Below are 12,984 nucleotides of genomic sequence, written 5' to 3' on the forward strand. Positions count from 1 at the left end.
GCATCAACGCAGACGGCGACTACAGCAGGGTGTACTACGCCTCTGGTGGGTGCGACATGGTACGCCAGACGATGAAAGCCTGGGAAAGCATACTTCCTCCAGGGGATTTCTTGCGCATTCACCGCGCTCATATTATTAATATCGGGCACGTGACAACGACCTCCCAATCCGAAGGAGAATTTGCCGTCACTCTTCGTGGTGACTATCCACGCTGCACCGTCAGCCGACGACGGGTGAAGGAAGTCCTCAACCAGTTGCCTGATCAAGCGACGGATTAAGCCGAAATACTCTCCGTGCGCAGTCGTTGGTTCAGCTCAATGCAAGAGACACTTGGTAATGATGATGCTCACGGGTTCGTCGTAGTCCGAGGCGGCGGGAGAGTGTGTGCATGGCCCGGCCACGATGAAGGTTTGTCGTCAAAGTGAATTGGTCGAAGGGAACGAGCGGCTGATCCACTGCGACCAGGCGGCGTAAGAGAAGTGTGGTGGCAAGAGGCCAGCGTTCAGGATGGCCGGGATGACCGGTGATGAATTCCAAAGTCGCGGTACGGGCCTGCTGAGTCGCCACCAGCAAACCTCCTATGCCCTCGGCATTTTCCGCCACCCCGGAAAGTTCCGGGCGGTAATGTCGGCGCATAGCATCGAAGTGTCCGCGGTTGAAGTATTGCGCCCGCAGCCCCCATTCCTCGACCCGTTGCCAGTCGTCGGGACGCAGCGGGCGTACCCGCCATCCCTTGTCCGTCGCCACCTTGACCACTGGATCGTACCTGCGAAGCCGCTCGCGCAAGTGCACGCAATCGCCAAGCCAGTCCTCATCGGTCCAGTGCTCGACACTCTCAGCATAGTACCGAAAAACACCTTCCCATGAAGCAGCCTCGGGAGCGGTAGCAATGATCTCTTTGATCCCGGCGGCGTCCATTTCGGCCACAAGCGGCTGCAAGAGGGCCACTGCCTGTTTTTTTTCCAAATAACGGGGAGTAAACCGAAGCAGCAGCCAAGCCGAGGTCTTCCCCTCCACACATTTCCACGAAGCCGCCGCGATGAATCGGCCCGGAGAGCCAGTCGCCTCCCAAACCCGCGGACGCCAGCCGGGCTCAAGCTGCCCGGGAGCCTGAAGCATGGCCTGTAGGCGTTTCCACTCGTGAAGACTGGGAGAACGATAGATGACCTCTTCCCCGTGCAGCAGGTTCTCGATTCTCTCTGTAAGATCCGGAACCATCCCTTGTACCCGCTGCCCCTGCCTCGGAATCACCGGGATGTACTCGGGCTTTAGCCGCTCCCTCTCCGATGCCCGAAGGCGGGCGGCGGATGCCTCGCGCAATGTGTGCTCGTCTTCCTCAGGCGCAACGGAGTCAGGCCACACCAGTTCATCGACACGACGGGGGTGAAGCTGTTCGACGGCGGTGCGGACTTCCGGCCAGGCTGGCGCAAGGCGATGAGCCTCGACCAATGCGCTCCAGCATTCCTCACTCCGCTGCTGCCCGTGAAGCGACCGCGCCAACAGCAGATGTGCATGCCCGAGGCGGGGATTGCCGGCCAGGACATGGCGGGAAGCCTCTTCGGCATCCTCATAGCGATGAAAGTGCAGATAACAGCGGGCCAGGCCGAGCCAGACGTCGTTGGCGGGGCGCACCATGAGTTCCCCGCTGAGCAACTCCGCAGCCTCGTCCCACCTGTCCGTCGCCCTCAGGGCCCGAGCGAGGGATGAGACAAGGATGGGCGGCAACAGACCCGCCTGCTGCGGAATGGGGATGAGCCCCAACAACTCTTCGTGACGTCGCATCAGGCCGGCAATCAGGGCACGCCGCCAGCACGTCCGGGGCTCTTCGTCCCGCTCATGATCACGAAGAACCTCAACCGTTTCCTCCGCCAACCTGCCCAGTCCCAACCGGGCTTGGCAACAAGCCAGCCAGAAGGCGTAACGGGTTGATTCGGGATGCTGCCAAAGGGCATGCTCCAGAAATGGCAAAGCCTGCTGATGACGTCCGGCTTCATACAAATCCACCCCGAGGTTGAAGCAATACGGCACGTCCTGCGGCAGCGACGGAAGAGAGCTGGCCGAAGGTACCTGGCCGCCGCTCATGCGTTTACTCCACGACGGAATTGATGGCGACGGCTCTGAGCCAGCGAACAATTCTGTCAAAACATGGCCATCCTGATCCGCGCTGGCCGGAAGCCCCAGGCTGTGAAGCACGGTCGGCGCGATATCGAGCAGACTGAGCGTGCCGAGCTGCACGCCTTCGCGCAAGCCCGGTCCGGATGCGGCGAACAGTCCGAAGCCCGCCGGGCGCAGCGGGTGTGCGTTTGCCCCGGCGGAATCGAGAACGGGACGGCCTCGGGTTGAAACGAGAATCGTACGCACGTCCGCCCCCACCGTATGCAACAAATCCGCCAGCAACAGATCCTGCAAGCGACAGGCTCCCTCGACCACGTCCGCGTAACGTTCGACCGCGGCACGGGGTGCTGTAGAGTTCTCTCCCGCCGAATAGGGTGCAAAATGACGAAGGATATTTTCCAGAAATGGGAAATAGACAACGGCCAGTTCCCAAGGCTCCGTTTCCATCAAACTGACAGCCACGTTGTGGATGGAGTAAAGGTCGGCCAAACACCCGGCCAGAATCCTCGCCAAGGGATCTTCAGCGGCGATCCTCGCGTCCAGCCGGGGGCAGAGCAAGCGCATGATTTTCGGATCAAGGCTCTCCACAGACACCCGCAATCCTTGCAATTCCCCCGCCAGCCCAGCCGGTTGAACATCCGCTTGGTCACCCTGAAAAAAAGACCTGCCGACATACACGCCCTCGACCACCCGAGCGGTGCTGCCATCCGGACCGCCTACCACGAGGGTCGGCCGTCCTTCCGCGCTCAAAATGTCCCAGAGAGTCGGCGTCTGCGGAGCGCCGTTTTTGGACGAGGGAAGCGGGGTATTTTCGCCGACCGCCGGCTCACCCCATACGCCGTGGCGCCAGGCCCGCTGGCCGGTCACAGCGCTGGCGTAAAGCATCGAAGGAGAAAAAGGCGGCAGACTGACCACATTTCCCATCGCCCCCCGTTTGGAAAATGCCTGCATCACCGGCAGGCGACCATCCGCTATCCCGGAAGAAAGCAGCGGCCAGTCGGCCCCTTCCCAGAAGAGCAAGACGGTTTTCACAGGGGCAGCCATGCAAAATAACATGAGCCGGAGCAGAACTCCGGCTCATCGAGTGAAATCTCTCAAAAGCTCCCCCCTCAGGCGGACTTGGCGGCCTTACGGCGACGGCGGGCCGCGAAGGCCGCGGCGGAACCTGCGGCTGCAAGACCAAGCAGCGCGGCGGTCTCGCCGGGCTCGGGCACAGGGGTACCGTCGCCGGCTTTGATAGCAGCGCCCGTGTCGTCATAGGCGAAGCCGTAGAGAGTGAGCGTGTAGTCAAAATCACTGACCTGCTCGACGCTGAAATACGCCCAGCCATAATAAGTTTCACCGCCACTTTCGAATCGATATCCGGCATACCCCGGCGTTCCGGTAACCGTGTCCCAGTTCGCCCCTAAATCCGATAAGTTACCATCATAGTCCGACGTATCGTCAATCAGTGCGCCTTCGGCAAATTGTATAGTGTCAAGATCGTAAGGCGCATTTTCCGTGACAGCGGCCTCATAAGTCCCCTCTGTTATATTGCCATATGTGTAAGGGAAGCCCTTTTCATAGATAGCAAAACTCCAGTCGTATTCCGAGCTCGGGCTGTCCGTAAAGTCTTGGTTAATAAAGTTAAACCAAATACCTCCGTCTGAGAAGTAGCCCCCCGGACCGGTTCCGGTGTAGATGATTTCACCATGAAGTTGGCCCACTCCCACCAAGGCGGGAAGCGTAGCCAGCAGTTTTGTGGATCTCGGCAGCGGTGTGTTTTTCATAGCTTATTTGGTCGATTTCAGGGAGGGATACAGGTGAGGCATATGCCTCATGTCTGGGATGCTATGATTATACCGTGATACCACAAGAAAAATCTGCAGAAATGATACGTTTTCCTAACCCCTAAAAAGAGCCCCGCTTTACACCGCCTCTGGGCAACACGTTTCGACCCTGAAAAGGACGAACATTCCTACGATCCAGACGTTTTCGTTACCAAAATGCGAACTGCATGGTATCGAGTCGATTTGAGGATGTTCTCAAAGTCCTTCAACATGAGGGACTTACTGGAAAAGTGCGAACCGGAACCGGAAGTTCGCAATAAGAAACAAAGTGGCGGAGAGGGAGGGATTCGAACCCCCGGTACCTTGCGGTACACCTGATTTCGAGTCAGGCACAATCGGCCACTCTGCCACCTCTCCAGCGTAAGGGGGTAACCAATAGGGGTATCCGGGCAGGATTCAACATCGAAATACGTATAGGCGCGTGTTTTTGGAAACGGACACAGCTCATTGAGTGAAAACCTCTTGCTCGTTCCCGCTCAAGACACAGTTGCCGGTTGTGAGGTTTGGACAGAATCATTCAAATCCATCGGTCTTTAATTACTTGACAGACCCACCCATTAATGAAATTTATATTTGAATAATAAAACATAGATGCCGGGATATCGAGGCTGGTCATCCGTGTGGCTCGCTCGCGATCCACTAGATACTTCAAGCATAAATACCCGGATATTTGAGTGAGGCAAAAAACATTTGCCAGCAAGCTAGGTAATTGCCATCTAGGGTTTTAGCAATATCGCATTTTCTTTTGACTGCTGACTATGAAAAAACTGTGTGCTGCCTTCGTAACCCTGCTGCTCGCTCTCCCCGCTTTTGGCCAACAAGCCACCATCGTGAATGGCAAGGCCGCTTCCATGGACAACTTCTCCTTCAAATGGGAGAATGACACCTTTGCCGGGACCGACAAATGGTACACGAACGGGCTGGAGTTCAATTGGACGCTTGCCGATGTACGCACTTGGGACACCCCCACCGACAGCGAAGCCTGGGCTCAGGGCAATTTCTCCTCCAAGCTGCCGGACTGGGCGCAGTTTCTGGTCTCCACCCTGCCCTTTTCCGAGGATTACGACAACAACCAGTACCGGGTAGGCTTCAGTTTCGGCCAGAACATGTACACCCCGGCGAACATCCGCATCGCCGCCCCCCAGCCCAATGATCGCCCGTGGGCAGGCTGGCTTTATCTGGCTCCCTCTTTCATTGTCCAGGGCGAGAACCGCATGGACGTTTTTGAGCTGTCTTTCGGTGTGGTCGGTTCCTGGTCCGGGGCCGAGGCCACCCAGAAGTTCATCCACGACGACATCCTGCACACCACTCAACCGATGGGCTGGAGCAATCAACTCGCCAACGAGTTCGCCTTCAACCTCTCCTGGCAGCGCTACTGGAGATACCAGCTCACGGACGAAATCAGCAAGACCTTCGGGGCCGACTTTGTCGGGAACGCCGGGTTCACCGCAGGGAACGTCTATGTCTATGGTAACGCCGGGTTCATGTTCCGCGCCGGGTACAACATCCCTCACGACTACGGCACTTCGCTCATCCGCCCGGCGGGCACGTACGGCAACCCCGTCAATAACAGCGATCCCCGCCTGGCCGATTCGCTCGATTTCAGCATCTATGGCTTCGCCGGTACCCAGCAGTACATCATGGGGCGCAATATCTTTCTCCAGGGCAACACGTTCGCCAATAGCGCCAGCATCGGCATGAAAAACTGGGTCGGTGACTTCAGCATGGGCATTGGCGCCACCACCGGGCCGTTCATGTGCAACTTCACCATGAACTGGCGCTCGAATGAGTTCGACGGTGAAAGCGGCGGTCAGTGGTTTGGCTCGCTCAATATGAGCGTGCTTTTCTAGCGCCTGTTCAGGCAAACGAAAAAGATCCTAGCCGCACCCTCGCCTGCAAATAGGATAACGATTTCTCACAGAAGGCCGGGAAGAACTGTAAATGTCGTCGCTTGACGGCTTTTTACGCTCTTCCCGGCCTTCCTGTTTAAAATGCCGCCGAGTATTCGCTGGGGTAACTACATGCCGATGTAGGCAATGGTCTCCAGAATGGCGGCTTGGATATGCTGGATGGCACGGGCGAGCGCCTGCCCGATGAAGTCCATTTTGGCCACCTCGGCGATGCGGGGGCGGGCCTTCTCCAGCTCCTGTTCGGTGAAGACATAGGGGCTTAGGTCGCAGGCCTTCATCAGGCAGATGATGACCACGTCCTTGGGGTCCGGGATGGCCCCGCTCAGAATCACCTCGCGGATGCGGGACTTGACCTCGGCCTCCTGCGAGCCGTCGATCACCGGGTAGCGCCGCTCGGGCATGACCCAGAGGAAGCGGCATTTCTCCTGTTTAAGAATCCCCTTGGCAATCAGCCCTTCAAAAAGCTTCTTGCGCACCTCGCCGATATTGCGCAGCCCGGCCGACAGCGCGTTCTGGATGGGCAGCCGGTCACGGTCCTTCGGCATGGCACCGAGCACCAGGTCGAGCAGATCGTCGCCGGTCGGTTCCCGGTCGAGGACGGCCAGTTCCTTTTCGTCGGTGTCGATCTTGCCCGCGAACGCCAGCTCCATCAGCAAGGCTCCGACAAGGGCCAGGTCAAGCGCCCGGTCGGGCAAGGGATGCAGCTTGCCGCTGGAGTCATCCAGGGCCAGCAACAGGATTTCTTCGGCAAAACGCAGTGACATGGGAAGAGAGATCGGCTCGGGTTCGTGATGCGTGTCAAAGCGTCGCCGGGAGCGAAATACCGACGACGCACGGGGTATAACTTCACTTTCTCAATAGTCTCACCGCCCCACCCTTAGCAATCTCAAATTCTCAGGGCGCTACCGCCCCCCTGCCCCGCGCATCTGCCCCCGGCCTCCGACGACACAAAATCGCGCTTGCCTTTGGCCGGGCAGTATTTGGGATAGGCTCCCTATGAGCGACAACTCAATCCCCATGAAAGGTCTCGGCACGCGTGCCGTCCACGCCGGGCAACCGGTTGACAGCGACACAGGCTCGCGCGCGCTTCCCATTTACCAGACGACCAGTTTTGTCTTTAAAGACACCGACCAGGCGGCCAACCGCTTCGGCCTGAAGGAGCTTGGCCCGATCTACACCCGCCTGGGCAACCCGACCACCGACGCCCTCGAAGCCCGTGTGGCCGCGCTCGACGGCGGCAGCGCCGGCCTGGCCCACAGCAGCGGCTCCGCCGCCATCACCAACGCCATCCTCAACCTGGCCGGCAGCGGCGACCACATCGTCTCGGTCGCCCAGCTCTACGGCGGCACCTACAACCTTTTCCACTACACCCTGCCCAAGCTCGGGATCGAGGTCAGCTTCGTGGACGGGGACGACCCCGAGAACTTCCGCAAGGCCACCAAAGCCAACACCAAGGCCTATTTCGGGGAAAGCCTCGGCAACCCCCGCCTGAACGTCTTCCCCTTCGATGAAGTCGCCGCCATCGGCAAGGAAATGGGCATCCCGCTCATCATTGACAACACCGTCACCCCGCTGATCTGCCGCCCCATCGAGCACGGCTGCAACGTCGTCGCCTACAGCACCACGAAGTTCCTCGGCGGCCACGGTGTGGCCATCGGCGGGATGATCGTGGACGGGGGCAACTTCGACTGGGGCCAGGGCCGCCACCCCGGCTTCACCGAGCCGGACAACAGCTATCACGGCCTCGTCCACTGGGACGCCTTCAAGGCCTTCGCGCCCGTGGGCGGGGCCAATGTCGCCTACGCCTTCAAGATGCGCCTGCAACTGCTGCGCGACACCGGCAACTGCCCCTCGCCGCACAACAGCTGGCTCACCCTGCTCGGCGTCGAAACCGTCCACCTGCGCATGCAGCGCCACTGCGAGAACGCGCTCAAGGTAGCCGAGTTCCTGGCCGCGCACGACAAGGTCAGTTGGGTCAACTACCCCGGCCTCAAGGACCACCCCGACCACGAAAGGGCCAAGAAGTACCTCAAGGGTGGCTTTGGCGCGCTGCTGGGCTTCGGGATCAAGGGCGGGGCCGAGGCGGGCCGCAAGTTCATCGAGAGCCTCAAACTCTTCAGCCACCTGGCCAACATCGGCGACGCCAAGAGCCTGGCCATCCACCCGGCCACCACCACCCACAGCCAGCTCAGCGAGGACGAACTGATCTCCGCCGGGGTCACCCCCGACTTCATCCGCCTGAGTATCGGGATCGAGGACTTCGAGGACATCCAGGCCGACCTCGAACAAGCCCTCGCCCGCGCCTGACGGACGGTACCCGCAGACAATTAACCGGCTGATTTTTCAAAGCCGCGACGCATCACGATGCTCGCGGCTTTTTTTATTGCTCACACGGAGGCACAGAGGCACGGAGAGCAAATTGCAGCCATTTAGGCGTCACGCCCATTCGGGCTTTTAGCAGGCAGCTACGACTTTATTTAAACCTTTCCCAAAAACATCCGCCAACGCGCGAAGCGCCCCAAGATTTCCATAAAAAAACCCTCCGTGCCTCTGTGCCTCCGTGTGAGCTCCCTCTTGGAAAAATTCAGTCCTGTCGCGGATAGAGCCAGTTGGCAAAAACACGGCTGAGGAACGGCATGACAAAGAAGGCCATCAGGTAACTCACGATGGGGACCGACACCAACAGGCGCGCCCAGACCGGAAGCCCGCCCATCAGCGGCCCCAGAGCAAAGAGCGTCAGGTTGACCAGCGGGTAAACGCACAGGAAAGTCACGACCCACATTTTCCACTTGTTGGGCCGGGGGGCGCAGCTCAGGCGCTCGGGCGGCGGGAACCACGGCTCGTAACCCTGGAGGCGGGACATGCGCTCGTCCTCAATCATCGGCTCCAGTTCGCGGTACCACTGGCGGCAGGTTTCGGACTCCTGCCAGGCGACCAGCGCTTTGACACTGTCGAAGTGCACGATCACGTCAAAGGTGTCCCGGCGCTCGCCGTGACGCTCCAGCGTCTGGCTGCCCAGGTAGCCGGGGAACCCGGCCGCAGCGGCGCGAATACCCTGCGTCCATGCCTCCATCCGGTCCTCGCAGCCCGCCTTGACGCGACGGGAGATGAACAAGGTGACCGGCTCTGACATAGGTGTTCGGGTCGCGGCGGGAAGGTTTCGCCCTTCCCGCCCCCAAGGAAGAAATTTATTTATCCAGACCGAAACCGTCGTGGACCGCCTGGCAGGCCTTGACGGCATCCTCCAGCTCGATCGCCACCGAGATGCGGATTTCGGAGGTGGAGATCATCTGGATATTGACGCCGTTGTCGGCCAGGATGCTGAAGAGCGTGGCGGCCACCCCGGCGTGGCTGCGCATACCGACGCCGACCACGGAGACCTTGGCCACGTCGCCCACGTAGTTTACGGTGCCCCCGCCCATTTCGGTGAGCGACTTTTCCACCGCCTCGACCGCGCGATGCACATCGTCCTTGCTCACGGTAAAGGTGAGGTTGGCGGCGCCGCCGCGGCCGATGTTCTGCACGATCATGTCAACCAGCACGTTGGCATCGCCGAGGGCCTTGAAGACCTTGGCGGCGGTTCCCGGCGTGTCCGGCAGGTCGCTGACGGCGATCTTCGCCTGATTCTTGTCGAGAGCGACGCCGCTGACGACGACGTCTTCCATGGAAGGGACTTCGGCTTTCACAATGGTTCCGGGGTTGTGGTTAAAACTGCTGCGGACTTCAAATACGACGTTGTGCTTCTGGGAAAACTCGACCGCGCGGGCCTGCATGACCTTGCTGCCCATCGAGGCCAGTTCGAGCATTTCCTCGTAGGAGATTTCCTCGATCTTGCGGGCATTGGGGACGACACGCGGGTCGGCGGTGTAAACCCCTTCCACATCGGTGTAGATCTGGCAGACGTCGGCTTTGAGGCCGGCGGCCAGGGCCACGGCGGAGAGGTCGCTGCCCCCGCGCCCGAGCGTGGTGATCTCGCCCTCCTCGTCCTGCCCCTGGAATCCGGCCACGATCACGACCTTACCCTCGGCCAGACGGTCGGGGATGTCGCCGCCGGTGATGTCGCGGATGCGCGCGCGGGTGTGGGCGGCGTCGGTACGGAAACCGGCCTGATAGCCCAGCCGTGAGACGGCGGGGATACCGAGCGCATGCAGCGCCATGGCGGTCAGGGCGATGGTTTCCTGCTCACCACAGGCCAGAAGCATATCCATCTCCCGCTCGTCGGGACGGGGATTAAGCTCCTTGGCTCGGGCGACCAGCTCGTTAGTCACGCCGCCGCGGGCGGAAACCACCACTGCGACCTGGTGACCTTCGTCCACCGTCTTCTTGATGCGCTGGGCAACGTTGCGGATGCGGTCAACATCCTTGACTGACGTGCCGCCGTATTTCTGTACAATCAGGGCCATGACAAAACCGTCAAGGAAGCCGAATTTCCCGCTCACTTCAAGCGTGAAAGACGGGAGCGCCGCCTTGTCCCCCCAACACCGTATGAATACTGGATCGGAACGTCATTACCGGCTGCCCCGGAACCGGATTCTCCCGGCGACCGGCCCCTCTGCGCAAACAGAAACGCTAAGCGAACCGGCGGCGTGCATTTATGCTCCTAATTAGAGCATCTTCAGAAATATAATAGCCACAATCGTTAAATGGTTAAATGGCCAATTGTTAATTGTTGGATAAAGAACGGAGAAAACAGCAATTAGCTATTTTTAACCATTTAGCCATTTGGCCTTTTTGTGGCATCGCCTTCGGGTTCGCCGTCGGCTGGTTCCGGCCCGTCGGCGGGCTTTTCGAGCGCCTTACCCAGCAGCCGAAACGAGTGGCCCTTCGCCCGCTTTTCATAGTAGCGTAAGCAGATCAGGTAGACCGCGTGGAGGATCAGGCTCAGGAGAATACCCAGGATCAGCCCGCCGACCGCCGTCTGCACCCACCCGTCAAAGATCCGCTGCATGATGCTGAGCTGGACTTCGGGTTCAAGGTCGCCGCTGTACAGCTCCACAATTTCGGGCGTGATGTCCTCGGAAAGATCGGGCTTGCCAAAAACATCAAAAACGTAGGCCCCGACCTTGTAGTCGGCGTAGTAGATCGGCACAATTGTGAACGGATTCGTAATCAGGGTCAGCCCGGCGGCGACCATCAGGTTCGAGCGCATCATCAGCGCCAGTACGCTGGCCAGCGGTGTCTGCGGCGTAGGCGGAGGCAGCATGGCCAGGATGCACCCGATGTAGATCGACCGCACCACCTGCCTGCGCCGGAACGACCACAGATACGAACGCGCACGAGCCGTTTTCGCGAACCACTTGAGCACCGGGTAGCGGTGGATATTCGTCCGCCGTGGCAGCGGGCGCATGATGCGTTTCAGGCGGCGGACGCGGCGAAAGCTCTCCTGACGTTTCTTTTCTTCGGAAGACATTTTTCCAGGCTGAAGAGCCAAGGCATCAAACCGCGCCATCGAAGACAACCGGAAACTCAAAGTCAGAGTCCTCGACCTGTGCAAGGACCAGTCCTTGACCTGTGATCCTGCGGATCACAGATATCCCCGTTAAGGCGGAGGCATGGGCAACGACGATTGATGCCAACTCAAACGAACTTCGCTGCGTCCCGCACAGGCAGGATACGAGACCGTAGACAAATGGGTCGCGATTGCGAGGGGCTGAGGTGGTTCCGTTGAGGGTTTCCTTGAAGGGAGACAAATCCTATCTCCCCTTTCACAGGCGGCGGGCTTACGGGTTGAAAATACGCAGCAGGAAGGGCGTCTCCAGCACGGAACCGAGCCGCTTCAGGCTCTTGAGGGTGGCGGAGACGACTTTTTCGTTGGACTGGTGGGTCGTGAAAAGCAGCGTCGCCGTGCCCTCCCCGGCCTCCTGATGCTGGGTCATGGTGGCGATGGAAAGCCCTTCGCGGGAGATGACATCCGTCACCCGCGCCAGGACGCCGGGCTGGTCCTTCACCCGCAGGCGCAGGTAGTAGGCCGAGCGGATCGCCTCCGGCCCGGCCAGCTCGACCTCTGCGCCCAGCGCGGCGTAAACGTCCTCGTCCTCCTCGCAGATGAACGGCGCTGGCACGCCCTTGAGCAGATAAACGGCGTCAGCGATGTCGCTGATGACGGCGCTGGAGGTAGCGTCCTGCCCTGCTCCGCGCCCCACGAGGAGCGTCGTGCCAACCACGTCGCCGGTCAAACTGACCCCGTTGTAGACCTCGTCCACACTGGCCATCAGTTCGCGCTTCGAGATCAGCGCCGGGTGGAGGCGCACGCTCAGGCAGTTGGTTGAAAAGTCACGACTGATGACGGCCAGCAGCTTGATCTTGCAGCCCAGCTCACGGGCGTAAGCGATGTCGTACTGGGTGATCCCCCGGATGCCCTCGACGAGCATTTCCTTCAGCTTGACCCAACGTCCATGCGCCAGATAGGCCAGGATGACGGCCTTGTGGGCGGCGTCCCAGCCATCGAGGTCGAGCGACTCGTCCGCCTCGACGTAGCCAAGGGAGCGGGCATCGTCGAGGATATCGGGGAAGCTCAGTCCCTCACGTTCCATGCGCGTAAGGATGTAATTTGAAGTGCCGTTGAGGATTCCGTAAATGAGTGAAAAACGGTTGGCCACGAGCCCCTCGCGCAGGGTCTTGATAATCGGGATGCCACCGGCCACGCTGGCCTCGAAAAAGTAATGCGTCCCGGCCCGGCGGGCGGCGCTGAAAATCTCCTCCCCGTGTTTGCAGATGAGAGCCTTGTTGGCGGAGACCACGATCTTGCCCGCCTTGAGCGCGCGCAGGGTCAGGGTGCGGGCCAGCTTGGTGCCACCGATCAGTTCGCAGACGATGTCGATGGAGGGGTCGTCCACCACCGCGTAGGGGTCGTCCGTCAGACGCGAAGCCGGGACGCGCACCTCGCGCTTCTTCTTCAGGTCGGAGACGGCCGCCCGCACCAACTCCAGCTTGACGCCCAGCCGGCGCTCCAGCGCCGAGTCGTTCCCCTGAAGGTGCTTCCACACGCCCTGACCGACCGTACCGAAGCCCAGCAGCCCGATCCGGATAACCTGTTTGCTCTGTTTTTTCTGTTCCACGAAGCGGGTGATTTAGACGGATTTTCCCGTCCGCGGAAAGGGAAAAGCACCGTTTCGGCAAAGATCGTGCTG

Annotated in this window: 10 protein-coding genes and 1 tRNA gene; 3 read left to right on the forward strand and 8 right to left on the reverse strand. The window is 60.0% G+C overall.

Annotated elements, in window-relative coordinates:
• On the forward strand, nt 1-278 hold a 278-nt coding region (locus H5P28_RS15590), incomplete at its 5' end, for a LytTR family DNA-binding domain-containing protein (RefSeq protein WP_185674859.1).
• Nucleotides 279-309: 31 nt separating this feature from the next.
• Here the strand turns inward: H5P28_RS15590 and H5P28_RS15595 are convergent.
• From H5P28_RS15595 to H5P28_RS15605, 3 genes are all read right to left on the reverse strand, one after another.
• Complete coding sequence (locus tag H5P28_RS15595; RefSeq protein WP_185676630.1) at nt 310-3,159, reverse strand: hypothetical protein; 2,850 nt, start codon at nt 3,157-3,159, stop codon at nt 310-312.
• A 65-nt stretch (nt 3,160-3,224) separates the two neighbouring features.
• Nucleotides 3,225-3,884 carry a PEP-CTERM sorting domain-containing protein gene (locus H5P28_RS15600; protein WP_185676631.1) on the reverse strand — a complete coding sequence of 220 codons (660 nt, stop codon included), beginning with the start codon at nt 3,882-3,884 and terminating at the stop codon, nt 3,225-3,227.
• Between the two features lie 329 nt (nt 3,885-4,213).
• A tRNA-Ser gene (locus H5P28_RS15605) sits at nt 4,214-4,301 on the reverse strand.
• Nucleotides 4,302-4,702: 401 nt separating this feature from the next.
• On the opposite strand from H5P28_RS15605, the gene H5P28_RS15610 reads away from it, so the two are divergent.
• Nucleotides 4,703-5,794, forward strand: a complete 1,092-nt coding sequence (locus tag H5P28_RS15610) for a lipid A deacylase LpxR family protein (protein WP_185676632.1) — start codon at nt 4,703-4,705, stop codon at nt 5,792-5,794.
• Nucleotides 5,795-5,961: 167 nt separating this feature from the next.
• Here H5P28_RS15610 and H5P28_RS15615 read toward each other — a convergent pair whose 3' ends face one another.
• On the reverse strand, nt 5,962-6,618 hold the full coding sequence (locus tag H5P28_RS15615; protein ID WP_185676633.1) for a GOLPH3/VPS74 family protein: 657 nt from the start codon (nt 6,616-6,618) through the stop codon (nt 5,962-5,964).
• Nucleotides 6,619-6,850: 232 nt separating this feature from the next.
• Here H5P28_RS15615 and H5P28_RS15620 point away from each other — a divergent pair, with 232 nt between their 5' ends.
• The gene (locus tag H5P28_RS15620) at nt 6,851-8,161 is read left to right on the forward strand and encodes an O-acetylhomoserine aminocarboxypropyltransferase/cysteine synthase family protein (protein ID WP_185676634.1); all 1,311 of its coding nucleotides are present in this window, start codon (nt 6,851-6,853) and stop codon (nt 8,159-8,161) included.
• A 277-nt stretch (nt 8,162-8,438) separates the two neighbouring features.
• Here the strand turns inward: H5P28_RS15620 and H5P28_RS15625 are convergent, their stop codons facing one another.
• From H5P28_RS15625 to H5P28_RS15640, 4 genes are all read right to left on the reverse strand, one after another.
• Nucleotides 8,439-8,987, reverse strand: coding sequence for a putative antibiotic biosynthesis monooxygenase (locus H5P28_RS15625; protein WP_185676635.1), 549 nt, complete (start codon nt 8,985-8,987; stop codon nt 8,439-8,441).
• 55 nt (nt 8,988-9,042) lie between these two features.
• Nucleotides 9,043-10,257 carry an aspartate kinase gene (locus H5P28_RS15630; RefSeq protein ID WP_185676636.1) on the reverse strand — a complete coding sequence of 405 codons (1,215 nt, stop codon included), beginning with the start codon at nt 10,255-10,257 and terminating at the stop codon, nt 9,043-9,045.
• Between the two features lie 311 nt (nt 10,258-10,568).
• Nucleotides 10,569-11,264: a DUF2062 domain-containing protein gene (locus H5P28_RS15635; RefSeq protein WP_185676637.1), complete on the reverse strand. Its 696-nt coding sequence runs from the start codon at nt 11,262-11,264 to the stop codon at nt 10,569-10,571.
• A gap of 310 nt (nt 11,265-11,574) precedes the next feature.
• Nucleotides 11,575-12,912: a homoserine dehydrogenase gene (locus H5P28_RS15640; protein WP_185676638.1), complete on the reverse strand. Its 1,338-nt coding sequence runs from the start codon at nt 12,910-12,912 to the stop codon at nt 11,575-11,577.
• Nucleotides 12,913-12,984 lie beyond the last annotated feature (72 nt).

The organism is Ruficoccus amylovorans (assembly GCF_014230085.1).
Taxonomy (GTDB): Bacteria; Verrucomicrobiota; Verrucomicrobiia; order Opitutales; family Cerasicoccaceae; genus Ruficoccus; species Ruficoccus amylovorans.

Coding starts and splice junctions, on each gene's coding strand:
- H5P28_RS15595 (WP_185676630.1), bottom strand. CDS start 3,159: ATGGCTGCCCCTGTGAAAACCGTCTTGCTCTTCTGGGAAGGGGCCGAC.
- H5P28_RS15600 (WP_185676631.1), bottom strand. CDS start 3,884: ATGAAAAACACACCGCTGCCGAGATCCACAAAACTGCTGGCTACGCTT.
- H5P28_RS15610 (WP_185676632.1), top strand. CDS start 4,703: ATGAAAAAACTGTGTGCTGCCTTCGTAACCCTGCTGCTCGCTCTCCCC.
- H5P28_RS15615 (WP_185676633.1), bottom strand. CDS start 6,618: ATGTCACTGCGTTTTGCCGAAGAAATCCTGTTGCTGGCCCTGGATGAC.
- H5P28_RS15620 (WP_185676634.1), top strand. CDS start 6,851: ATGAGCGACAACTCAATCCCCATGAAAGGTCTCGGCACGCGTGCCGTC.
- H5P28_RS15625 (WP_185676635.1), bottom strand. CDS start 8,987: ATGTCAGAGCCGGTCACCTTGTTCATCTCCCGTCGCGTCAAGGCGGGC.
- H5P28_RS15630 (WP_185676636.1), bottom strand. CDS start 10,257: ATGGCCCTGATTGTACAGAAATACGGCGGCACGTCAGTCAAGGATGTT.
- H5P28_RS15635 (WP_185676637.1), bottom strand. CDS start 11,264: ATGTCTTCCGAAGAAAAGAAACGTCAGGAGAGCTTTCGCCGCGTCCGC.